Annotated in this window: 36 protein-coding genes; 18 read left to right on the top strand and 18 right to left on the bottom strand. The window is 36.5% G+C overall.

All coding sequences use genetic code 11. The features are described from left to right. The first annotated feature begins 60 nt into the window (after window positions 1–60). Window positions 61–510 carry a hypothetical protein gene (locus tag PYV58_RS17095; RefSeq protein ID WP_227504281.1) on the top strand — a complete coding sequence of 150 codons (450 nt, stop codon included), beginning with the start codon at window positions 61–63 and terminating at the stop codon, window positions 508–510. On the opposite strand, the gene PYV58_RS17090 is transcribed toward PYV58_RS17095, so the two are convergent. Then, complete coding sequence (locus PYV58_RS17090) at window positions 507–2414, bottom strand: CHC2 zinc finger domain-containing protein (RefSeq protein WP_034617519.1); 1908 nt, start codon at window positions 2412–2414, stop codon at window positions 507–509. The two genes, PYV58_RS17095 and PYV58_RS17090, sit on opposite strands and share 4 nt — an antisense overlap. Window positions 2415–2532: 118 nt before the next feature. Further along, on the bottom strand, window positions 2533–3555 hold the full coding sequence (locus tag PYV58_RS17085) for an outer membrane protein assembly factor BamD (RefSeq protein WP_034617516.1): 1023 nt from the start codon (window positions 3553–3555) through the stop codon (window positions 2533–2535). A gap of 71 nt (window positions 3556–3626) precedes the next feature. On the opposite strand from PYV58_RS17085, the gene rluD reads away from it, so the two are divergent. Beyond that, window positions 3627–4679: a 23S rRNA pseudouridine(1911/1915/1917) synthase RluD gene (gene rluD, locus PYV58_RS17080; protein WP_004722483.1), complete on the top strand. Its 1053-nt coding sequence runs from the start codon at window positions 3627–3629 to the stop codon at window positions 4677–4679. Between the two features lie 49 nt (window positions 4680–4728). Here rluD and PYV58_RS17075 read toward each other — a convergent pair whose 3' ends face one another. Further along, window positions 4729–5508: a DUF4882 family protein gene (locus PYV58_RS17075; protein WP_034617513.1), complete on the bottom strand. Its 780-nt coding sequence runs from the start codon at window positions 5506–5508 to the stop codon at window positions 4729–4731. 81 nt (window positions 5509–5589) lie between these two features. Then, complete coding sequence (locus tag PYV58_RS17070; protein ID WP_034617511.1) at window positions 5590–6408, bottom strand: DUF4882 family protein; 819 nt, start codon at window positions 6406–6408, stop codon at window positions 5590–5592. 163 nt (window positions 6409–6571) lie between these two features. Here PYV58_RS17070 and pgeF point away from each other — a divergent pair, with 163 nt between their 5' ends. The 4 genes from pgeF to PYV58_RS17050 all read left to right on the top strand — a co-directional run bounded on the left by pgeF (window position 6572) and on the right by PYV58_RS17050 (window position 11433). Next, on the top strand, window positions 6572–7315 hold the full coding sequence (gene pgeF / locus PYV58_RS17065) for a peptidoglycan editing factor PgeF (RefSeq protein WP_034617509.1): 744 nt from the start codon (window positions 6572–6574) through the stop codon (window positions 7313–7315). 126 nt (window positions 7316–7441) lie between these two features. Beyond that, a complete protein-coding gene (locus tag PYV58_RS17060; protein WP_034617506.1) occupies window positions 7442–7996 on the top strand; it encodes a flavodoxin family protein in 555 nt (184 codons plus the stop codon). A gap of 438 nt (window positions 7997–8434) precedes the next feature. Further along, complete coding sequence (locus tag PYV58_RS17055; RefSeq protein ID WP_034617503.1) at window positions 8435–9760, top strand: hypothetical protein; 1326 nt, start codon at window positions 8435–8437, stop codon at window positions 9758–9760. Window positions 9761–10101: 341 nt separating this feature from the next. Then, window positions 10102–11433 carry a hypothetical protein gene (locus tag PYV58_RS17050; protein ID WP_034617526.1) on the top strand — a complete coding sequence of 444 codons (1332 nt, stop codon included), beginning with the start codon at window positions 10102–10104 and terminating at the stop codon, window positions 11431–11433. Window positions 11434–11489: 56 nt separating this feature from the next. Here PYV58_RS17050 and smpB read toward each other — a convergent pair whose 3' ends face one another. The 14 genes from smpB to PYV58_RS16980 all read right to left on the bottom strand — a co-directional run bounded on the left by smpB (window position 11490) and on the right by PYV58_RS16980 (window position 17305). Next, window positions 11490–11963, bottom strand: a complete 474-nt coding sequence (gene smpB / locus PYV58_RS17045; protein WP_234622598.1) for an SsrA-binding protein SmpB — start codon at window positions 11961–11963, stop codon at window positions 11490–11492. 108 nt (window positions 11964–12071) lie between these two features. Then, window positions 12072–12275, bottom strand: coding sequence for an AlpA family phage regulatory protein (locus PYV58_RS17040; RefSeq protein WP_234622599.1), 204 nt, complete (start codon window positions 12273–12275; stop codon window positions 12072–12074). After that, the gene (locus PYV58_RS17035) at window positions 12275–12757 is read right to left on the bottom strand and encodes a class I SAM-dependent methyltransferase (RefSeq protein ID WP_275059635.1); all 483 of its coding nucleotides are present in this window, start codon (window positions 12755–12757) and stop codon (window positions 12275–12277) included. The genes PYV58_RS17040 and PYV58_RS17035 overlap by 1 nt, the downstream gene beginning before the upstream one ends. After that, window positions 12738–13316 carry a hypothetical protein gene (locus PYV58_RS17030; RefSeq protein ID WP_275059634.1) on the bottom strand — a complete coding sequence of 193 codons (579 nt, stop codon included), beginning with the start codon at window positions 13314–13316 and terminating at the stop codon, window positions 12738–12740. The genes PYV58_RS17035 and PYV58_RS17030 overlap by 20 nt, the downstream gene beginning before the upstream one ends. Window positions 13317–13325: 9 nt before the next feature. Further along, window positions 13326–13589, bottom strand: coding sequence for a hypothetical protein (locus PYV58_RS17025; RefSeq protein ID WP_275059633.1), 264 nt, complete (start codon window positions 13587–13589; stop codon window positions 13326–13328). Beyond that, complete coding sequence (locus PYV58_RS17020; RefSeq protein WP_275059632.1) at window positions 13589–13933, bottom strand: hypothetical protein; 345 nt, start codon at window positions 13931–13933, stop codon at window positions 13589–13591. The genes PYV58_RS17025 and PYV58_RS17020 overlap by 1 nt, the downstream gene beginning before the upstream one ends. A gap of 65 nt (window positions 13934–13998) precedes the next feature. Then, a complete protein-coding gene (locus PYV58_RS17015) occupies window positions 13999–14283 on the bottom strand; it encodes a DUF3820 family protein (RefSeq protein ID WP_275059631.1) in 285 nt (94 codons plus the stop codon). Then, the gene (locus PYV58_RS17010) at window positions 14280–14711 is read right to left on the bottom strand and encodes a helix-turn-helix domain-containing protein (protein ID WP_275059630.1); all 432 of its coding nucleotides are present in this window, start codon (window positions 14709–14711) and stop codon (window positions 14280–14282) included. Before PYV58_RS17010 ends, PYV58_RS17015 begins: the two co-directional genes overlap by 4 nt. Beyond that, complete coding sequence (locus PYV58_RS17005; RefSeq protein WP_275059629.1) at window positions 14711–14893, bottom strand: hypothetical protein; 183 nt, start codon at window positions 14891–14893, stop codon at window positions 14711–14713. The genes PYV58_RS17010 and PYV58_RS17005 overlap by 1 nt, the downstream gene beginning before the upstream one ends. 3 nt (window positions 14894–14896) lie before the next feature. Further along, window positions 14897–15034 carry a hypothetical protein gene (locus PYV58_RS17000; protein ID WP_275059628.1) on the bottom strand — a complete coding sequence of 46 codons (138 nt, stop codon included), beginning with the start codon at window positions 15032–15034 and terminating at the stop codon, window positions 14897–14899. Window positions 15035–15097: 63 nt separating this feature from the next. Next, the gene (locus PYV58_RS16995; RefSeq protein ID WP_275059627.1) at window positions 15098–15310 is read right to left on the bottom strand and encodes a hypothetical protein; all 213 of its coding nucleotides are present in this window, start codon (window positions 15308–15310) and stop codon (window positions 15098–15100) included. A gap of 452 nt (window positions 15311–15762) precedes the next feature. Beyond that, on the bottom strand, window positions 15763–16224 hold the full coding sequence (locus PYV58_RS16990; RefSeq protein ID WP_275059626.1) for a hypothetical protein: 462 nt from the start codon (window positions 16222–16224) through the stop codon (window positions 15763–15765). A gap of 179 nt (window positions 16225–16403) precedes the next feature. Further along, a complete protein-coding gene (locus PYV58_RS16985; RefSeq protein WP_270385643.1) occupies window positions 16404–16622 on the bottom strand; it encodes a hypothetical protein in 219 nt (72 codons plus the stop codon). A 20-nt stretch (window positions 16623–16642) separates the two neighbouring features. Next, the gene (locus tag PYV58_RS16980) at window positions 16643–17305 is read right to left on the bottom strand and encodes an XRE family transcriptional regulator (protein ID WP_275059625.1); all 663 of its coding nucleotides are present in this window, start codon (window positions 17303–17305) and stop codon (window positions 16643–16645) included. 110 nt (window positions 17306–17415) lie between these two features. Between PYV58_RS16980 and PYV58_RS16975 the strand changes: the two genes are divergently transcribed. The 12 genes from PYV58_RS16975 to PYV58_RS16920 are packed head-to-tail and all read left to right on the top strand — an operon-like array spanning window position 17416 to window position 22281. Continuing rightward, a complete protein-coding gene (locus PYV58_RS16975) occupies window positions 17416–17616 on the top strand; it encodes a helix-turn-helix domain-containing protein (protein WP_180644783.1) in 201 nt (66 codons plus the stop codon). Between the two features lie 8 nt (window positions 17617–17624). After that, window positions 17625–17981, top strand: coding sequence for a hypothetical protein (locus PYV58_RS16970; RefSeq protein ID WP_275059624.1), 357 nt, complete (start codon window positions 17625–17627; stop codon window positions 17979–17981). 53 nt (window positions 17982–18034) lie between these two features. Beyond that, window positions 18035–18517, top strand: a complete 483-nt coding sequence (locus PYV58_RS16965) for an HNH endonuclease (RefSeq protein ID WP_275059623.1) — start codon at window positions 18035–18037, stop codon at window positions 18515–18517. Between the two features lie 7 nt (window positions 18518–18524). Then, on the top strand, window positions 18525–19376 hold the full coding sequence (locus PYV58_RS16960) for a hypothetical protein (RefSeq protein WP_275059622.1): 852 nt from the start codon (window positions 18525–18527) through the stop codon (window positions 19374–19376). Beyond that, window positions 19357–20052 carry a hypothetical protein gene (locus PYV58_RS16955; protein ID WP_275059621.1) on the top strand — a complete coding sequence of 232 codons (696 nt, stop codon included), beginning with the start codon at window positions 19357–19359 and terminating at the stop codon, window positions 20050–20052. Before PYV58_RS16960 ends, PYV58_RS16955 begins: the two co-directional genes overlap by 20 nt. Further along, a complete protein-coding gene (locus PYV58_RS16950; RefSeq protein WP_275059620.1) occupies window positions 20049–20369 on the top strand; it encodes a hypothetical protein in 321 nt (106 codons plus the stop codon). Before PYV58_RS16955 ends, PYV58_RS16950 begins: the two co-directional genes overlap by 4 nt. Continuing rightward, window positions 20366–20593 carry a hypothetical protein gene (locus PYV58_RS16945; protein WP_275059619.1) on the top strand — a complete coding sequence of 76 codons (228 nt, stop codon included), beginning with the start codon at window positions 20366–20368 and terminating at the stop codon, window positions 20591–20593. Before PYV58_RS16950 ends, PYV58_RS16945 begins: the two co-directional genes overlap by 4 nt. Continuing rightward, the gene (locus PYV58_RS16940) at window positions 20590–20838 is read left to right on the top strand and encodes a hypothetical protein (protein ID WP_010117376.1); all 249 of its coding nucleotides are present in this window, start codon (window positions 20590–20592) and stop codon (window positions 20836–20838) included. The genes PYV58_RS16945 and PYV58_RS16940 overlap by 4 nt, the downstream gene beginning before the upstream one ends. Next, window positions 20835–21059 (top strand): hypothetical protein, encoded by a 225-nt coding sequence (locus PYV58_RS16935; RefSeq protein ID WP_275059618.1) that lies wholly within the window; start codon window positions 20835–20837, stop codon window positions 21057–21059. The genes PYV58_RS16940 and PYV58_RS16935 overlap by 4 nt, the downstream gene beginning before the upstream one ends. Further along, window positions 21052–21396, top strand: coding sequence for a hypothetical protein (locus PYV58_RS16930; RefSeq protein ID WP_275059617.1), 345 nt, complete (start codon window positions 21052–21054; stop codon window positions 21394–21396). Before PYV58_RS16935 ends, PYV58_RS16930 begins: the two co-directional genes overlap by 8 nt. After that, the gene (locus PYV58_RS16925) at window positions 21383–21820 is read left to right on the top strand and encodes a hypothetical protein (RefSeq protein WP_275059616.1); all 438 of its coding nucleotides are present in this window, start codon (window positions 21383–21385) and stop codon (window positions 21818–21820) included. The genes PYV58_RS16930 and PYV58_RS16925 overlap by 14 nt, the downstream gene beginning before the upstream one ends. Beyond that, complete coding sequence (locus PYV58_RS16920; protein WP_275059615.1) at window positions 21817–22281, top strand: hypothetical protein; 465 nt, start codon at window positions 21817–21819, stop codon at window positions 22279–22281. Before PYV58_RS16925 ends, PYV58_RS16920 begins: the two co-directional genes overlap by 4 nt. The last annotated feature ends 2 nt before the right edge of the window (window positions 22282–22283 follow it).

The raw sequence follows: 22283 nt of genomic DNA, 5'->3' as shown, positions 1-22283 counted from the left end.
TTTTTGCTTCACCAGCTATTATTGGTGTATATATTAGTGCCATCAAATTAGAATAATGAAATGAAGGCAATTAAAATGCTTAAAACTTTATATATATTCATATTATTGTGTTTGTCAGTAGAATGTTTTGCAAAGCCTGTAAAAGACAGTGATGTATTATTGAACCAAGCCATCAAGGATCTACATAGCCTCTCTACGCAGGGTGGAATTATGGGGGGAGTTGATTCAGTTGATCGATGCTATAAGAATCCCAAAAAACCTAAACTATATTGCTTTTATCTAGATTATTCAGGGCGGATATTTGATGCACTTATGGTCGAAAGTATAAATGCACACTCAGATTCTAATTACCCCACCAATGCGTTTTTTAGTGATGAAAACTTTCAAAAACGTATATTTATAAACCTATATAAATCTTATGACTCCTCAATGGAAGAGGCCAATAGCCATATGAATTTTTTGTATTACAAAATACTCGATAAGCTCAATGAAGCGTTTATAGAAAATTAATGATGTACCAACTTTAAACTGATTTGTTTAGTCAGTTCATTGAGTTGTTTTCGTAAATTACGTGACTCACTCAATGAGGTTGGCGCTTTAAGCTTTAATTTTAAATATTTCTCTTGCAAGGCCAAAGAGTAATCTGAAGCCAATTTATCTGCCATTTCAGGCGCCTCAGCCAAAGCCTGAATATTTGTGCGTTGTATGATTTCAGAGAGTTCCAAATGATAAGCACCACATGCACCTAAAATATAGTAGGTTGCAAGTTCTTGATCATCTGGTAGATCGTCAAAGACACGGTCAAATACCGCTAAGATTTGCGCCAATAACTCATCTGGATGAATCAATGCACGCAATACTTCAAAGTGAATATATAAAAATGGATGTTGCATCAAAATCGCAACAGCAAAGTCTTCATCTTTGGTGCGAATATTAAAAGACAATGAGGCATCTAAGCTGACTTGAGGCTGCCATTTTCGATTAAAACCTAACTTTTCTTTAAAAAATTGTCTTAATAAATAGCGGTAAGAACCTTGTTTAGGCAATAATTCAGTCAGTTGATTGAGTTCAGCCATCACCTGACTTTTACCTTCAGGTGTAGCAACATCATAATTTTGACTCAATAAAGCAAAGACGAAATCCGATAATAAAGGAGATTGTTGCCATATTCGTTGAAACGTTTCAAAACCTTCCTTACGAATCAACGAATCTGGGTCATGTTCTTTGGGTAGAACAAAAAATTTAAGTTCACGGCCATCATTCAATAACGGTAGCGCAATTTCTAAGGTTCGACGTGCTGCTTTTTGTCCAGCGGCATCACCATCAAATGCAATCGTGATTTGATTGTTCTGCTTAAATAAAATAGTTAAATGATCTGCATTGCTGGCCGTACCTAATGTTGCTGTCGCACCAGAAATCCCGTTTTGTTGTAAGGCGATCACATCCATATAGCCTTCAACCATGAGCCAATTTTGCGCACGGTCTTTCCGACCTTCATACAAGCCGTAAAGCAGTTGGTTTTTATGGAAGACTTCAGAATCAGGTGAGTTAATATATTTCGGTTTGATTTCGTCATTCAATGCGCGACCACCGAAACCGACGACACGACCTTTGTTGTCTCGAATCGGGAAAATCACCCGATCACGCAACAAATCGAAGTCACGACCACTATCACTGGTACGAATCAGACCTAGTAGTTTTAAACCTTCAATATCTTGTGGGAAAGCTTTTTCTAAATGTTGCCAATCTTCTGGTGCATAGCCTAAGCGCCAATATTGGATTGTTTCGGCGCTTAAACCACGATGTTTAAAATAATTCTGCGCCACTTTACTGTTTGGTAATTGGCGTTCATAAAACTGCGCAATATTTTCTAACAGATCATAAAGGTTGCCATCTTGAGGGATCTGATCAAAACCTACTGAGTCAAACTGGGTTGGATCGAAATGCTCAGGATCTGGATATTGGCTAAAGGCTTCAAAAGGGTCAATTTCTAGTGGCTGAACAGAATCTATTTTTTGCTCAGCGGGTTTAGAATCGACTACTTTATTTTCTACAGCCTTCACTGCTGGCTTAGGTTTGGATACTTCACGTTTATACGACAGTTTTTTATTGTCATGATTGTCTTTGGGAAGTTCGACACCTGCATGGCTGGAGAGTTCTTTCATGACATCGACAAAATTTCGATTATCAATATCCATTAAGAAGCGAATGGCATTGCCATTTGCCTGACAGCCAAAGCAGTGATAATACTGTTTATCACGGTAAACATGAAAAGAAGGTGACTTTTCCTGATGAAAAGGGCAACAGCCTGAATAGGTGCGACCAGTTTTTTTCAATTTCACACGTTGACCAATCAGATCGACAATATCTGTGCGATCCAAAATTTGATCTATCGTGTGCTGAGGAATAGCCATAAATTTAATGTCATGTATCGTTTAAACCAATTTAAAGTTTAACGTAGTTTTGAGTCTAAAAATATCTATGAATAAAAAAGACGGGTAAAAACCCGTCTTGATTTGTCGCAATCAATATTTATTTACGTTGTCCATCATACAAACTTTCATCTGCACGTGCTGGCTCTTTAGACACTTCACGATTTGGACGATCAAGTAAGCCAAAACTCACTTTATTTAACAAGCTTGATTTTTGTTCTGCTTGATCAGACATTTCAGAACTCGCTTCTTGTGATACTTCTGCTTTATCACCACGACCTAAAATACCTAATGTTGCACGGTTCCACCAACTTGCTTCTTTACGTGCTGCGCGTATATTCACTTCACCATTAGATTTAACAAGGTTTGGATAGTTTTGCTTAAGCACGCCAATGTACTGTTGTGATGTTTCTTTATCGCCCAACTTGTCATAACCATATGCCATTGTTGCTAAGGCTTCAGGAACTTGAGGTGTTTGAGGATAGTGTTCAATCACCCATTGTGAACGTTCAATCGCAGCCAAATACGCTTTACGTTTAATATTGAAACGTGCCGTATTCATTTCACTTTCAGCCAATTCTTGACCGATGTATTTCATTCGTTGTGCGGCATCAACTGAATATTGGCTTGAAGGATAGCGACGAATTAAGTCGACAAAATTTTGATAGGCAATTTTTAAATAACCTACATCACGATGTGCTTGTTTTAATGAGGTATAGCGAAGCAAACTGTCATAATTTTGCTCCATATTGGCTACGCCACGGACATAGTAGGCATAATCTAAATTCGGATGTTGAGGATTTAAACGAATAAAACGATCTGCCAGTGCAATTGTGCCTTCATAATCTTTTTGCTTAAATTTTGTGTAAAGCAATTCAAGCTGAGCTTGTTGTGCATATTGCCCAGTCGGGAAATAAGTATCCATTGCTTCTAACGCTTTTGCAGCATCGCCATATTGCCCACGGTCTAATGATTTTATCGCATTATTGTAATAAGTCTGCTCATTTGATTTCGGGCCTGTATCAACAACATCCTTCTTCGGATTGCTGCTACAGCCGACAAATGCAGTTGCTAAGCCTACAGTTAAAGCAAGCATTGTGACTTTATAACGTGGTAGCGACATAAAAATTCCTCTGTTTATACGGGCAATAGGCTACAATTGCGCTATTAAACCACTTTTGTCCGAATGAGCAAATGACTTCAGCACACTCTTCTAATTCTAATTTCCCAGAAAATGATTTCAATTTACTTGAAGATTCTGAGGATGCAGATAATCATAATTCTGCGCCGACTGCAACACGTTTATCGTTGCAATTTCAACTGGATGAAAGCTATTTAGGGCAACGTATTGACCAAGTCGCAGCACTGGTTTGGAACGAGTTTTCTCGTGAAAAACTCAAGCAGTGGATGAAAGAAGGTCATTTGTTGGTAAATGGTAACATTGTCAAGCCTAAGTATAAATGCGAAGGCAATGAACTTCTATGTTTAGATGTTGAATTGGAAGCACAAACGTCGGCACAACCTGAAAATATCCCTTTAAACATTGTTTATGAAGATGACGATATTATGGTCATCAATAAACCTGTTGGTATGGTTGTTCATCCTGGTGCGGGTAATCCAAATGGTACTTTGGTGAACGCCTTGCTTTATCATTACCCAAAATCTGCCGAATTAACTCGTGCAGGTTTAGTGCATCGTATTGATAAAGATACCAGCGGTTTATTGGTTGTTGCTAAAAATTTGGAAGCGCAATTTTCTTTAAGCAAACAATTGGCTAAAAAAACAGTTTACCGTGTATATGACTTGATTTGTTATGGTCATATTATTGCGGGTGGAACGATTGATGAGCCGATTAAACGTCATCCTGTAGATCGTGTAAAAATGGCTATTTTACCGGGTGGTCGTGATGCGGTGACGCATTACAATGTTAAAGAACGTTTTCAACATTTCACCCGTGTACAAGCGCAACTTGAAACAGGGCGTACTCATCAAATCCGGATTCATTTCACCTATATTGGTTATCCATTGGTGGGTGATCCAGTCTATGTTAGCCGTGTTAAAGTTCCAGCAGGTGCTTCTGAAAAACTGAGCAGTGCATTGCGTAACTTTAAACGCCAAGCTTTACATGCCTCTAAATTAGGCCTAGTTCACCCACGTACACAAGAAGAAATGATGTTTGAAGCACCATGGTCAGATGATTTCGTTGAGTTGGTTGAAGTTTTACGCTCTGAAAACAAAGCCTATTAATTGATTTACATGATAAAACTGCTCAATGAGAGCAGTTTTATACATTGATTTAGTTACCACAAGCATCTTTTGTTCCTATAGGAAAAGTGTTGGTAAATTTTGATTTATCCGTGACCAATTCTAATGACATAGTTTTATTTAGATATGGAGAGTTGGCTTCAAAACCCTCAAAATTGACTTGTGGGGCTACTGTAAAATCTTTAGGTTTAGACAGTAAAGTTGCGACATAACCTAAGTTGTTTTTATTTACAATCAGTCCAATTTGATTGGTATTTTGATTAAAGTAAACACCAAGATTTTGTTGTGGTATGCCCTCAATCGGTATTCCATAACCATAAAGAGTTTCTGTTTGTTTAGTATCTGGATGAGTTGAAGCTATTAGTATAAATACTACATTCTTTTTATTATCTTGAGAGCTTAATGCTGTGTTATTGGCATAGGTGATGAATATTGAATGCATATTCTTATCTTTGTCTTGGGCAAATATTCCATAATTTTTAGTTTCTTTTCTATCGTTTGTTAATTCAGTTGGAATAATTTCTGTATTTAATTCAAGTCCAATAACGCCTAATTGAGGTAATGTTAATCCTCCTTCAGTAATCGTATTATTCGTCATTTTCAATGTACTATGATTGGCAGAATACGTGATTGGACTTGTTGTATTTAGAATTTTATAGGAAACTTTTTGACCTGATACTGTAGGAAATTTTTGTGCTACAAGATTGTATGGATCAGATAAGAATCCTTCTAAATCATAACGACATAGTGCAAATCCTTGTGTGCTGATAACACTCAAACTCAGTAAAACAGCAAGCTTTAGTTTTTTCATGGTTTTTCTCTCTTTATTCTTTTATCAAACTTTGCTTAAGTTCTTAAATTTTATTAAAAATAAAACTTTAAGCTAAATTATTTAGTTGCCACAAATATCTTTTGTTCCTGTTGGGTAGGTGTTTTTAAATTTGGATTTATCTGTTACCAATTCAATTGATACCTCCTGATTTAAATCTGACGATGCAATATTACTGTATACAACAGGGATCATAAAAAACAAGTTGTCTAGCTTTGATGGGAGTGTCCCGATATAACCATAATTTTGATGATTAAAGATTAAACCCACTTGGTTTGTTGATTGATTTATATAAATTCCCATTCTTTGATAACCATCAAGTGTATTTTGCACATCTAATGGTGATGAAAAGTTTTCAGGGGTAATAGAAGATTGATCATGTTGAAAAAATGTTCCAAGAAAATTGGTAGTATTTGTCTCATCTGGATTATTCATATAAAGAATGAAAATACTTGTCTGTTTATTGTCTTGTGATTTACCTGAAATCATAATTGGGAAAGAGAGTAATTTACCTTTTCCTTTTAATGCGTTTGGAACTTTAAAGTTAAATTCAAAAGCAACAATACCTGTAGATGGAATAATTTGATCTCCAACCGCTACAGTTGAATTACCCAAAAATAGATCTTTAAGTGCATTGGTTTGTTTAGAATTAAAAGCCATAAAAGCTGTATTTGAGGCTGTTAATTTAAAACTAACTTTTGAACCACTTTGCTGAGGGAAGCGACCAATTGTTAGCGAATCTAAGGCTTGTGGATTGCCTGGTTGTTGATTGATTGCAATAACTTGTTCAGTAGTTGCATCAAATTTGTACTCACAAACTGCTGAATGGGCATGAGTTATGCCTAAAAACGAAGTAACAATAGCCAATGTAATTTTTTTCATATCCACGCTCCGTGTGTTTTAATTTTTTTTAAATATAATATTAGAATAAATTAACAATTGTTGGTTTTTTGTATAAAATTTACTCAATCAAAAATTGGATTTTCAAAAGCTTTGTTAAATCAGCTTATGATAAGTTTAATAAAAATATTTCAATGAGCGTCATATGCAATTTGTTCAAGGATTACCTCAAGGTGTATATGCAGGCCAGACACATATACATCACCCAAAGGCTTTGCCATCTGTACAGCCTGAGCTTGAAGGTTTTAATTTGGCATTGCATGTAAATGATGATCCTCAACGGGTACAACAACACCGTATGATTTTACTGGATGAATTCGCAGAATTAGGTGTTAGTAAAATCACATGGATGACGCAAACCCACAGCACAATATGTCATACCATCAATGAAGAAATGACTTTTAGCGCATTGGAGGGAGATGGCTTGGTCACTCAGACTCAGGGGCATGCTTTGATGATGATGACCGCTGATTGTTTACCCGTTGTATTAGGCAATGCCGCAGGTACTGAGGTTGCCAATCTACATGCAGGTTGGCGCGGTTTAGCAGGGGGAATAATTGAAAATACCATTGCCAATATGAAGTCTCCACCTACTTGGGCTTGGTTGGGTGCAGCAATCAGCCAGCCTTGTTTTGAAATTGGCGCAGAAGTCAAAGCTGCTTTTTGTTCTAAATATGCTGAACTAGACACTGCATTTATAGAGGGTGAGCAAGCAGGTAAGCACTATGCGGATTTGTATGCGATTGCGCGTTATATTTTTAAACAACATGGGGTGAATGTGGTTACAGGAGGAGATCAGTGTTCTTATCGTCAAGATCAGGATTTCTATTCTTATCGTCGCCATGCAAAAACAGGGCGTATGGCTACTTTTGTATTTATTCGGAATTAAATCTTTATTTTTAAATAGATTTATCGTTGTTTTAAGCGTTATGTCATAGGTTTTCTGAACATTACAAGAATTGTTTAAAAATGAATTGATGTTAAACTTGACCAAATTTGTTTGTTTTCAATTGATATGTCTTTATCTGCTAAATCTATCGCGATCGTTTACCACAGTCCATTTGGTCATACTGCAAAAGTTGCGAATTATATTGCACAAGGTGCAGAGAAGATCGGTGTAACTGTTCATCAAATGGATATTGAGCATATTGATTGGGATATTTTAGATCAAGCGAATGCCATAATTTTTGGCTCACCGACCTATATGGGAAGTGTTACAGGTCCATTTAAAATGTTTATGGACTCTACATCTAAACGTTGGAAAAATCGTGATTGGCAGGGCAAACTTGCTGCTGCATTTACCAACTCTGGTGGTTTAAGTGGCGATAAGTTATCTGTACTGCAACAGATTAATATCTTTGCAATGCAGCATGGCATGTTATGGTCTGGACTCCCTTTAATGCCTACAGGTGTTAAACCCACAGATTTAAACCGTATGGCGGGTTATTTAGGGCTAATGACACAATCAGATAATGCACCAGTTGAAATTACACCGCCTTCTGGTGACTTGCAAACCGCAACATGGTTTGGAGAGTATATTGCGTTACTCATAAATAAAATTACGCCATAGTTGTTCATTGGTATTCGATAAAAGAATGGGAAATAGAATAAATAAAAAATTTTATAATAGGCTTTTTTGATAAGCCATTTTTAAACTATAGATCAATATAAAAGCCCCTTATCCTAGTCTTCTCCCAACGGGAGAAGCAATTTTAAATACCAATATGATTCAATCAATATGATCATTTTAGCATTTATGGAAAGGTATTATGCACTGGTGGCTTATGTTCTGTTTTGGACGGATTATTATGGTATTATTAAGTATAAATATATAATTGTTAAAATTAGTTACATAAAGTAATATAAGTAAAAAATCCTTTAGAATCATTGTGAGAGTGATGTTGAATTATATAAAAATTATAAAATATAAATATTTACGACGAAGTGTTATTCTATTTATTTAACACTTAGTATATTTTTTATCCATAATAAGATCTGAGAAGATAGTATGGATATTAAAAAAAACAGCGTTATTGATAAGAAAATCATTAAAATTGCAAAACTGGCTTTCATTTGTACAGGATTGTTTTCTTCAATCCATAGTTTTGCAAGCACTCTACATTCTGAGAGTTTAATCCAATTAAATGATGCTGAACTTTCGGATGTGAGTGGTCAGGCACTGATGAGCTTGAGTTATATTGCGCCTAATGACTCAATCAATAACATGCAAGGACAGGATGTCGGTTTCTATAAACTTGGACTGGAAGCTGAGCTTGACCTAAATGCCAATATTAAAAAATTACAACTGGGTTGTGGTGGGGTAAATGGGGCGGGCGGTTGCGACATTGATATTGATAATTTAAGTCTTTCGGGTATAGCCGATACGCGTGAAGGACGTGTGGGTTCGAGTGCAAAATTAACCAATCCCTTTGTGGAATTTGCGATAAAAAATCCCAATTCTGCGTCAACACGAGAAGTGGTTGGTTTGCGTTTAAGTGCTGAAAAAGTCTTAGGCTTATTAACCACAGGAATAGAGAACTCTGATCTTCCCAATGGAATAAATAGTTTAAGTGGTGCAATAAAAATTAAGGCGACTACAGGAACGGGATTTACAGCTCCAAGAACGATGAGAATTAACGATACAGGGATGGCTATTAGTGGTCGAATTCGGCTTTTAGGAGGGTTCATCCAGCCAACTTTTAATACAGATGATTATAATTTACAGTTGCAATCAACTAAAGCGAATTTATTGATCAACGGTACAACCTTAACAGGTACGCGTTTAACTTCTGCAAAACTATCAGGTACTGCATTGATCGATAATTTAAACTTTGGTGGAAATATTACTGCAAGAGTAAATCTACCATTAGCTTCATTACTTCCTTTAACTATTAATTCAAATGGCTATATATCAGGCTTAAGGGCTGACTTAGATATTGAGCAAAATCTTGGGTATATTCATAAATTCCCATTAAACAATCCATTCTCTTTATCACTACAGTCCGCTCAGGTTCACTGGCCTGGCGCTGAATACGCTGCGAATCGTGGATGGTGGTTAGCTATAGAAGATGAAATTGATATTGGTCAAGTTGTACCTAAAAATCAGATTGATGTAACCAATGATATTCTTAAACAAGTTGTACCCAGTATTAACAATTATTTGACAAATAACCCACCGACTTGTCAGGGTGTTATTGGATGTTTGATTACTGGTCTGAATATTGGTAATGTCAATTTATCATCGGCAAACCCACTGTACTTCCCAATTAAGGATTTACCCTTAGCAACTCAAGGATTTGCGCCTAACTGCTATGGTAATCTAAAATTCTGTTAAATCTTTAAGATTAAAGGAAGCCTCCAGATGGAGGTTTTTTTATTGTTTGATCAGGATAGAGCTTTATCTCTTTACTAACTTGACGACTTACAATAATCGCTTTGATGACTTGTAAACCACATGATGTGCTGAAAAGTAGATTGTATGACTATTAAGTATAAATATACAATAATTAAAATTAGTTACATAAGTAAATATCAATAAAAAGTCTTTAGAATCATTGGGAAAGTAATCTTGGTTTGCATAATTATTATAGTATTGAGATATTTAATTCACTTTTCTATTTGCTTTATTTGTATTTTAGTATATTTTTTATGCATAATAAAATGAGATTAGCTGATATGGATATCAACTATAATAGGATGATTGATAAGAAAATCATTAAAGTCGTAAAAAATGTCGTAATTTATGCTGGATTGTTTTCCTCAATGCATTGTTCTGCAAATTCTCTATACTTGGAGAGTTTAACTCAATTGAATGACTCTGAGCTTTCCGATGTTCATGGTCAGGCACTGATGAGCTTGGGTTATATTGCGCCAAATGACTCAGTCAATAAGATGCAGGGGCAAGGCGTTGGTTTTTATAAACTTGGACTTGAGGCAGAACTTGAATTGAATGCCAACATTAAAAAGTTACAGCTCGGTTGTGGTGGGGTAAACGGGGCGGGTGGTTGCGACATTGATATTGATAATTTGAGTCTTTCAGGTTTGGCTGATACACGTGAAGGGCGTGTGGGTTCAAGTGCAAAATTAACCAATCCATTTGTAGAATTTGCGATAAAGGATCCCAATTCTGCATCGACAAGAGAGGTGGTTGGCCTACGTTTAAGTGCTGAAAAAGTTTTGGGAATGTTGACAGCAGGTACTGAAAACTCAGACACACCGAACGGTATTAACTCTCTCAGTGGCTTTTTAAAGACGAAAGCAACTACGGGAATGGGATATACAAATAGTCGTGGAATGAGTTATGCCGATACCCAAATGCCTGTGACTGGAAATGTGGATATATGTGTTTTTGTATTTTGTGGGCGATTACCGCTTTCTTCAAATGATTACAATTTAAATTTGGAGAGTACAACAGCGCCAATTCAAATTGATGCTACGACTATAAATGGTAAACGACAAACGAGTGTCAATTTAACAGGTAAAGCTAATATTGATCGGTTGAATTTTGGAGGACGTCTAAAGGCTGGGGTGAGGGTTCCTCTACTCGGGACTTTAAACTTAGAAAAACAAGTAAACGGTAATATTACTGGGCTGACGGCCAATTTGTCTATTAGTCAAAATCTAGGTTATATCCATAAAATTCCATTAAATAATCCTTTTTCATTATCTCTACAAAGTCAAAATGTATGGTGGCCAAATGCAGAAGTAACTGCGCAAAGAGGTTGGTGGATGGCATTTGAAGATCCTGTCGATATTGGCAATGTTACACCATCAAAACGTATTGATATTACTAATGATGTATTAAGACAAGTGATCGGTCCATTAAGTACGGCTTTGTCAACGACCGCAGTACCATCTTGTCAAGCTTTGGATTGTCTATTTGGTAGTTCATTGGAAATTGGAAATATTAATTTACCCAATACATCAGTAAACTTCCCATTAAAGGATCTACAACTTAAAAATCAGGACTTTGCTCCCAACTGCTATGGTTCGTTAAAATTCTGTTAAAAAGATGTCTAAAAGAAAAAACCTCCATTTCGGAGGTTTTTCGTATATCAAATAGATTATTTATGCATGATTCGTGATTTATCACGCTGCCAATCGCGATCTTTTTCAGTGGCACGTTTGTCATGTAACTGCTTACCTTTTACCAAAGCAATCTCAAGTTTAGCCAAATGACCTTTCCAGTAACACGCCAAAGGTACGCAGGTATAACCTTTTTGATTGACAGCACCCAGTAGCTTTTCAAGCTCACGGCGCGAGAGCAACAGTTTACGGGTACGTGTCGCTTCAGGGACTACGTGAGTAGATGCTGAAAGTAAAGGTTGAATTTGAGCACCGAAGAGAAATGCTTCATTATTTTTAAAGGTGATATAGCTTTCAGTAATGGTCATCCGCCCAGCACGTAATGACTTGACTTCCCAACCTTGTAAAGAAAGCCCAGCTTCAAATTTTTCTTCAATAAAATAATCGTGGCGTGCACGTTTATTTTGTGCAATCGTCCCACTATTATTTTTTTTAATAACAATCTTATTCATTATAACCTTTTGAATAACTGAAAATAATTAAACGATCGTGAATAAGTTACCCGTTTGATTACCCGTTTTGAAATATTCACTAAAAACAGGTTTATATAAAAAAGCCCGCTATATGCAGGCTACTATAACATTTTTAGGCTTATATTTTTCAACTTCTTGTTTCACTGTTGATTCATACCAAAAAACTTCTTTATCACTTATTTTTATCGGCTCAGGCACATCACCTTGCTTTACCATGTTGTAGAACTTTGTTCTCCCGACCGATAAGAGCTTCATAAATTCAGAAGCCCTGACACGACGATCAATTTCCATCAACCTTCCTCCTTTTCTTCTTTCATAAAGCAAATCCAATGAGTGTTAGCTCGTTTTCCACTTATGTGGCCAAACACTGGTTTTTGATTTGTTAGTTCTAAAATTTCACTGACTTTGATTTGAGTTTCATTCCACTTAAAAATTAAAATTCCATCTGTGGCCAAAACACGAAAACACTCATTAAAGCCTTTGCGTAAATCTTCACGCCAATCTTGATTTAGTTTTCCATACTTCATGGCCAACCAAGATTGTTTACCTGCACGAATCAAATGTGGTGGATCAAACACCACTAATTTAAATTGGCCACAATCAAATGGCATGTTACGAAAATCCATTTCAATATCTGGATTAACTTCAAGTGAGCGACCATCACATAAATTTCTGTTTTCTGTCCTAATATCCCCGAACATTACATTCGGGTTTTGACGGTCAAAATGAAACATGCGAGAACCGCAGCAGGGGTCAAGTATTTTGGCTGTCATGACTTTGCTCCTGTGCTTCGATCACGGCTTTATTCTTTGCAACAATCTCCAAGCATTCAGCATGAGTTCCAACAAAGAAATTAGCTTTTTCAGATGGGTCGATTGCTTCAGCAAACCAGGTGCCAAAAAGTATTTCTTTATTGACATGCGCTTGAGTAAATTTATTGATCTCCATGATTTCACCAAGATCAATGCAATCTCCTAGGCAATCGAAATCAGATTCATTTGAGCAAAAGTTTTCAGGTTCATCATTGTCTTGCCAATAACAAGAAATATTTTCTTTCGGCACCAAAACAAACCCTTCAGGGGTGGCTTTGGCATCCTTCAACTGGATATTCAAATCATCAATTACTACTTGCTTTTGTCTTGACTGAATCAACCAAAGTGCAAATGCTGAATTCACTGCTCTTTCTGCAAGCTCTTTAATTACATCATCAGCACTTGCCATGCTTGGGATTAATACATACATGTTGTCAATAATGGAGAAGCTTTTAAAATCCCCACCTAATTTAATCCACTCAATTTCAAATGCTTTGCGTTCTTCTTCTATATTAATCATCACGCCACCTCAACAAACTTTATTTCTATGGCGCTTAATATCTGCCGCCATTGATTTAGTAGAATCAATAATTAACTTTTCCGCTTTTGACACATCTTTAAGACTGTTCATATAACAAGCGATCCCATTACCAGCGATGCAATAACCAAATTCAACTGCCAACTCTGGATCTGTTTTGGCTAAGTGATCAAAGATAGGTCCAATCATTTGCTTGAATAATTGCTCTGCAATTTCATCAACAGAGCCGTCAAGATTTAAGCTTTTAATATCCATCACGCCACCTCAATTTCACGAATCGGACGAGCAAATACAGCTATTGCATCATCTTCGGTAAAGTGAATATCCATTAAGAAAAATCCATTTGGAGCGATTGGCTTCCAATCTGTTAAATCTGCGTTTTCCATCATTTTTTCCCAATCATCCATTGAGGTGCAGCTTTCAAGATAAAATGAGACAGTTTCGATATTGAAGTGACGCTTGATAGCATCCCATTCACTTTGCGAAAGCCATTCTTGGTTTTCGTGATGCTCATCCAAGTATTTACGGTATTCTGGATGAATCCATGAACCATACTCATCACGCACAACCTCTACAGGTTTTAATTGATTTATTTCCATCACAACCACCACGCCATTTTTATCAAGTGAAAGTAAAGTTTTGGGAGGGTCATGCTGCGAGCTCCTTATGAATTAAACTTGGCATTGTTATAGGCAATGCGCTGATTTGGTGAATATGGTGTTCTTTGAAAACATGGCTTACTGAATAATTCAGCTTTGGCTTTACGCTTCTGAAATTTTCGCTCACGTTCAGCTTCTTCTTGAACCCAATTTAAAGATCTAAGTTTCTCACCTAAAGCTTCATCAAGGTTTTCAAGAGTAAGCAACCAACGAACATAGGTGTGCTTGAGATCAACAAGGGCAGTACCTTTGAATTTTCCGAAGTTAATAACATCGTTTGATTGATTCATCTAAGGACTCCCATAGACCGCATGCGATCTCGTAAAGTTCCGCGGTTTAACCCAAGAAGCTCGGAAGATTTAGTTTGATTTCCATTGCATAAAATCAAAGCTTCTTCGATCATTGCGTGTTCTAGTTGCCGAATAGCAATCCACATTGCGTTTTCAGGATGTTTTCCCAAAGTTTCAATAATTTCTGATGTTAAAAAGGAAAGGGTTCCTAACTTTTTTTCATGCTTCTTATTGATGGTTGATAGATTGATTTCGCCTGAATTTAAGTGATTTCCTTTGATACGAAAGTTATTCGTTCCAACATCGAAGATATTGAGTGTCATTGCGTTTGAAACTTCGATCCACTCATTATCATCGATTAGATTAACTTCTATTTTTATACCTTGAACCCAAGCCAATTTAGCTTGTTCATTAGAAAGCATATTCATTATTGTGGCTCCTTGACTTGGTGCTGATATTCACCGTATTTTCGAGCACCACACTCACAGGTATATAAACCTTTCTTACTAAAAGAGAGTCGAGATGAAGTTGCTGAAATTGAACCTGTCGTTACATCGACATTCTTTTTAAAGTTCCATTTGTGTCGTGGACCTAAAGTACATTTCTTCACAACTCACCCCCTTACCAAAGCGATATAGAACATCGCACCGATCAAAAAAATGATGATTGAGCCAAGGAATATATCTTGGATAAATGCTCGCTTAACGATTTGATCTATCGTCAGTAGACGTTGTGGTTTTTTGTGTGACATAATATTCTCACTCTTTGAGTAAAAGCCCTTTGATGTCGAGTCGTGAGGGCTTTTTATTTAAAATTAAAAAGCTTTTTGAAATTGATTGATTAAGCAGATAAAGCATCCGCACTTTTCATCTACTGGATCTTCACCAACTTCCGCAGTTTTTACCGCTTCGCCCATTTGCTGATTTAAGCCAGTACCTTCCAAAACGTATTTCTCCATTGCTTGAGCGTGTTCAACTTGACCGCCTGAAAGCTGAAGGAGTTGTAAGCGTAAATTTTGAATTTCCATTTTTGTCTCACTGAGGAGGTTTGTTTGTGTATGAGGTAAATATCGCACTTCCGATATTGTTAGTCAATAGGTAATCCGATATTTTTATTTTTATTCCGATATTATTTGGATTTTTTATGCTTTAATAGACAAAAGAAAACCCACGCAGGGTGGGTTAGATGGAGTTTGTAATGGGTGCAAACCAATTACTTGATATACAAATATTTATTAATATTTCTATAATTTTAGTTAATTTTTCAATTTGGATTACCTTTTAGGTGTTAGATATCATGAGAGAAGCAGATAAGCCAGTTGTGATTGCAACCATTATTCTTGGCATAATAACCTTAGTATCTTCAATTACTTTGCTTGTTGTCAGAGTTATATAGGATTGATAAACATGAACTTCAAAAAGAAAAGCTCTTTAAATCTTATTCTTGCATGCTTAATGGTATGTTCTGTGCTATTTACTTTTATTTTAGTAATGCAAGAACACTAGCTACAGCAGCAATAGTTGCAACAATAAGCGTTGGTGTAATCGTCCAATGAGGCTTAGAAGCTTCCTTGATTTGTCTACTTAAAATTTCACTGGAAATTAACTGAACAGTTTTATCATTTATAGCTCCACTGTGGTTTTCTCCACTTAAAAGTTTATACAAATCATCAGTTGGTAAGTTTTTTACTTGATCAAATGTTAATTGTAAGTAATTACGATCAAAAAACTTAGGATCTGGTTCATTGAGAATTATATTATCTTTGAGTTTAAATGGATCTGTTTCGATGTATGGCTCAGATAGTGCTAACCATGATTTCAAATCGTCATCACTAATTGAATTAAACTTTTGATGGTTTTTTGCACCCTTACTAAGTTGCTGTACCTTTTCCAAGTTTAATCGACCTAAATGAACAGTGTCTTTTTTGTTTTCAGCTTCCAATTGTTTTCTCCATTAAGTGATTTTTAGGAAGGATGTTTATGATTTTTCAAAAAGCCTATGAGTTCTACATGTCTCATCCAATTATTTGCACTTCAATACTTACTTTCATATATGGTTTTTTGTGTGGTGGGGGTTATTTGTTTACCCGACGCAAATAGAGTATGTCGGGTTCGCAGTTTTTATTTATCTTTTGCGCTATTAATCTTTTGCCCAAGCTTACCTTCGTTGACCAGCTGTATAACTTGCTCATTTGTAAGCACAGGTATGAAAACTTTGTCACCAATATCTTTAGAAAGAATCTTGACTTCATCAGCTGTTAGCATCAATGCTTCACCATGTGTCGCAGCATCATTGATGCGAGCAATAATCTGATTAACTGGTAGTTTTAAGTTGTCCATATATCACCTAAATTACTAATCTAACTTTTTCTCATTCGCTTAGGGCGAGAACCACCAAGCGGTCTAAATGCATCAATTACCAAACCTACTAAAACCATTCCTTCTTCAAATTCAATAATATTAGGATGAAAGTTTGGATTAAGAGCTTGTAAATATTTACGCTCATCACTTTCAATAACTAATTTTTTAAATGTTGCATCAGTGTTATTTCTAACAACAATCAAATCTCCAGAAATTAAGTCACACACCTGAAATTTTGGATTTACTAAAATACAGTCACCCTCCATGTAGGTAGGAGAATTACTAATACCAACAACTTTTAAATAAAAACAACCATCAGGATCATCCGTACTTAAGGGCGGTAACCATTCAGCAATGTCTAATGGATTTATTTCCTCTACGGATGTCATTGATCCAGCTTGAACCCATGATAAAACAGGGATTAATTTTGAGGTGATAGGAACAACGTTGTTATCGAACTCACTAACCACTCCTTTTTTAAGTTCTTCAGCAGTAATACCTAAGGCACTAGCTAACTCAAGGATAGAACCTGTTGATTTAGCAATGCCTGTTTCAAGTTCAGAAATAACTGACTGTTTAACTCCAGACTTTTGCGCTAATTCCTTCTGGGTCATTTTTTTTGCTTTACGCAATTTCTTTAAATTTTCACCCAAAGTGCTCATAAATCTATCTCAACTTGCTTTATCGGAATTCTGATACATATTTCAATCGGTTTGGCTATTGTATAAATATCGGAAAACCTATATATTTAATAAAAATATTGGAGGTTCATATGAATCAATGGCAGAAAATGATCTCTGATCTCAAAGAACAGGGATTAACACAAGCAAATATCGCCACTGAAATTGGTTGCTCACAAAATTATGTAAGTGATCTGGAGCGAGGAGCTTGCGGAAAACGTCTTTCATACGATCTAGGTAGAAATCTAGAAACTTTATGGAATCAGCATAAACAAACTACAAATGTCGCTTAGGAACCACCATGAGCAAAGTATCAATTGAATTAAGCGCAAGAGCTAGAAATACACACTCGCTCGTTTTGCACTCGCTTGGAGTAGTTGTTAATTCAACGCTTGGTGAGGAGATTGGGTTTGATGGTCCTTGGATTTCAAAGTTTAAAAACGACAAGAAAAACAATGGCTTGACCGATCTTGAAACGATTTGCCTTTTGTTGGATAAGCTTGGGTTGAAGATTATTCCTGAACAATATCAATGCTATGACAAGCAGCTGATTGATTCAATTTTCTTTTTAGCACGCCTCTCAATGAATAGAGCGTCTGAAATTAATGATTTTCAACACACGGCAATTGCACCGCGTTTAGAAGAATTTGGGTATTAAAAAACCACTGCCAGCGCGAACTGGAGTGGTTAGTAATTCAAAACGAGGTAGAAATGAATATGACAACAAATTTAGCACATGAACAACAGAGAACACAAGTCGTTCAAGAACACTCAATATTTAACTGTGATTTATGCAGAAATGAAATTAGTTTTGCCCCTCATCCATTTGGTGTGAATGAGAAGAAACTTTGCTTGGACTGCGTAAGACAGATTGCTTTTGGGTATTTAAATCACATTGATCAAATTTTTCAATCTGATTACACCCGTAAAACACACGAAGCACAGTTGGAGTATAGAGATTCACTAAGCCCAATCCAGTACACAAAGAAGAAGATTGGACAAAGATTGCGTATGCAAGTCTATGAAAGAGATGGATTTGCTTGTGTTACGTGTGGTGTGCAAAAGAATTTATCACTAGACCACATTAAACCAGAGGTATTAGGCGGTGAATCAACGCTCGAAAACCTACAAACGATGTGCACGAGTTGCAACTCAAGCAAAGGAGCGAGATATGTCGAAACTCCTGATCAATGAGTCTCCCTTGCAAGTACAGCCATCTCTAGCGATGGCAATAGGGCTTAATGAGGCTATATTTTTACAGCAGCTTCATTATTGGTTAGGCGCATCTAGGTTGCACAAAAATAACCAAAAGTGGATTTATAACACATATCCAGAGTGGCTTTTGCAATTGAAGTATATGTCTCTAGCCACCCTAAAAAGAACCATTAAATCACTTAAAGACCAGAAATTAATTCATGTTGAGCGCTTTGATAAGAAGCGTTCAAATCAAGTTAATTACTACTCAATTGACTACAACGTTCTTGGCATTATTGAGCAGAATATCACACAAGCTATTGATTCTATTGATCAGCTCAAAATGAGCCAATCGAGTAGCTCAAATTGCACCAATGCAGTAGCTCAAAATGAGCCAGTGGATCAGCTCAAAATGAGCCAATCTCCATTAGCTCAAAATGAGCCAATGTTAACAAGAGAATACCAAGAGACTACTCAAGAGATTACACAAGAGAATATATCTGAGAAAAAACCTAAAAATAAATTTTCTTTGGATGATGCTTGCAAAGTGGATCTACCTGAGGGTGTTCAACGTGAATTGTGGATTGCTTACGTTGAAATGCGTCACAGCATGAAAAAACCACCCACTCAAAAAGCAATTCAATTGGCTTTGAATGACCTAACCAAATGGGGTTCTGAAAAAGCCAATCAATCTTTGAAAAACTCTATAACAAGTAATTGGATTGGTTTATTTGAGCCTAAGCAGGCTGTTCAAACTTACACGAGAAATTACCAGCAAAGCCAAGCATCAACTCGCTGGTCTGAAATACAAGAGTTAATTATTCAAGAGGAGCAAAGCAATGACAGCTATGGTTTCTAATTCTCAACAAGATTTACAGCCAACAAATTCAGCAAAACTTGTTGGAATATTTAAAGCAATCGCACCTCGATCTTTTGAAAAAACTTTTGAAGGCATGCCGACTGAAGCAATCAATCATGCAATGAAAATATGCATTGACGGATTAACTAAAGATCAAATTAATTTCGGCTTAACTCAGGTTCGTGATAACGGATTCTGTCCAGATCTAGCAATGTTCCGCAAGTGGTGTTTAGGGATTATTGGTTTTGGAACAGAACAACAGCGAGCTATTGATTCTTTCAAAGGTAAACATGCTGCTTTAGCCAATATTATCAAATGGCGTCAAGACCAAAAAACCAAAATTACAAACGCTGAAAAAGAAGCTTATGACCGTTGTTATGAGGGTTTTATCAATCTTGATTACTCATCAAACTTTGAGCGTGCTTCGTACAATGTTTATGAGGCATTTAAAGAGAATTACCTTGATGTAATTAAGGAATTTGTTGATCAAGGTGTGGTGCAGGCTGAATGGGTCAAGCCAGTTGAAATACCAGTGAAAACCTCTTGGGTAGATTTCGGAGCTGATCCAGAGCCTAAGCAATCGGATGAAGAACGAGCAAAAGCTAGGGAATATATTGAAAAATTAAAGGCCGTTCTCAAACGACCAAACCAAGGATCGCAAGGGGAGTCAGTATGAATGCGGTTGAGTTTGTGAGGAAGTTTGGATTTAAAGCGTCACATGAATTAATGAATGCTGAAAGTTGGACCATGCGTCAAATAGCTATGTTCACTTGCATTGATGATAAGGATGAGCTTCAAAGGTTGGTCGATAGCTGGGAGTTAGTACAAATCCATGGCTTGGAAAACTCTAAAAAGATTGTTGCTAATGCGCCAAGTGATGAACATTTCTATTCTTGGACATTAGGTAATTCAGGTGTGAAAGATAAAACTGTAAATATTGGTGAGTTACGTAAGGCCATCGCAGACGTTGAAAGCGTAGGAGGTGGGGTGTGAAAACTTATGGTTTTGATCGAATCAAACTTTCTCGAAATCTATCAATTGATGAGTTGTTACAGTTAGAAGAGGAAGTGAAAAAAGCAAGCTTAAATGAGTTTAAAGATGGGGTTTATTTTGAAAATGGAAAACCTTCAATTCATATCTACAACAAAAATGGGTTGAAAAAATTAGACAACATTGGTTGGGCGATATTTAACAAAACAAAGAGGGTGTTGGTATGAGCGAAACTAAAACAACATTCGAAGATCATTTGAGCGTAGTGCTTTTTGCATGCTATGCAACACAGCCTTTTACGGTTAGGGATATTCAAGAGGCAGTGCTTGATATCCATAGAGCCAATGTCTATCACTTACTTCAAATGTTTGTGAAACAAAGATATTTAGAGCGAGTGACAGACACACATTACAAAGCGACTCAGTATGCAAAAGACATTATGAATGTTGATAGAAATGAGGTGGCACTATGACAACTATAAACAACCTGACAAAACATGACTTTAAGGTGGGGGATTTGGTTGTTCACCCTAAATTCGACAACAAGAAAATATATGAAATTATTAAAATAAAAGGTGATCTATTTACAGTTTTCTATGACAGAAACTCACACTCATTTCGCTCGGATTTAAGACACGCCACACCTTCAGAAATAAAAGCTGGTCATCGTTTGGAGGCAGAACGTCATGGATAGGTTTGAGGAAGCTTGGAAAGAAAATAGGCATGTTTGGGAGTCAAGTAAAAACCTAGCTAAGGCTATGTATTTGGCTGGTCAGCAATCCCGACAGGCTGAGGTTGATTTCTTAAGCGCTCAACTTGGTATCAAAAGAGATCAAATTAAAAGTTTTGAAAGTGAAATTAAAAAGGCTTGGCAAGCAGTTGAAGAGAAAGACAAAAGGATTGAAGAAGTTCTCTTTGTTATTGCACGAGCGAAAGATGGCTACTACGGATATTCGAATGATGGCGGTGACACAGACAATCTTGTTAGCGATTTAGAAAAAGCTTTAGGTGACAACAATGCAAATCCCTAAACCCCTCATCATCGGCATTGATCCAGACCTAGAAAAATCGGGGGTGGCTGTTTTAAAAGACGGCTCACTTCGATTGGATAACATGCGGTTTTATAACTTAACTCAATATCTTAAGGTTAATAAAGATCAGATTAAGAAAGTGGTGATCGAGGCAGGTTGGATGAATAAAAAATCAAATCTACATAGTCGTATTGGTCAATCTAAGCGTGCAGGAGAGCGAATTGCTAAGAATGTAGGTGAGAACCATGCAACAGGCAAATTAATTGTAGAAATGGCGAAATCTTTCGGTTTAGCAGTGGTTGAAGTAAGACCAACCAAAACCAAAAAGAATTCAGAAGAATTTAATCGCATCACAGGCTGGCAAGGTCGTACGAATCAAGAACAGCGTGATGCAGGTATGTTGATTTGGGGGATGAAATCGTGAAATTGAGAATAGAAATTGATGTTCCTGAGTTTGAGTGGGTTGATACACCAACTTTATATCGTACACCAATTGGTGAATTTGGTGATATTGATGAAGTTAAGCAGATTCAGCGCTTATTCGAGTATTTACAGCGACTAGAGGATATTGATTGGATTATTAATTCTAATCATCAGCATGTGCGCCACCCATTTTGTCGTGAGTTAATCCGTGATCGACTGGAGTTTATACCTGAAATTCACATTTGGCATTTTGGGGAAAAACTTAGTTATTTTCTACAGCAATATGAAGATCGTACTGGTTATAAATTTTCAGATTACAAGTTTGGTTATCAAGTTTTATCTAACGGCAAAAAGATTCAATTTAAAACATTCTCCATGATGTTCAACACAGAGGATGAAGCATTACGTCATATCGCAAAAATCTATACAAGCCGTGATGGGTTTGATTTCGAAAAAGTTTAAGG

Origin of the sequence: Acinetobacter sp. TAC-1 (genome assembly GCF_029025845.1) — a bacterium.
In the GTDB taxonomy this organism is placed as follows: domain Bacteria; phylum Pseudomonadota; class Gammaproteobacteria; order Pseudomonadales; family Moraxellaceae; genus Acinetobacter; species Acinetobacter guillouiae.
The sequence above is the reverse complement of the archived record's forward strand: the minus strand, read 5'-3'. Positions and strand labels throughout refer to the sequence as shown.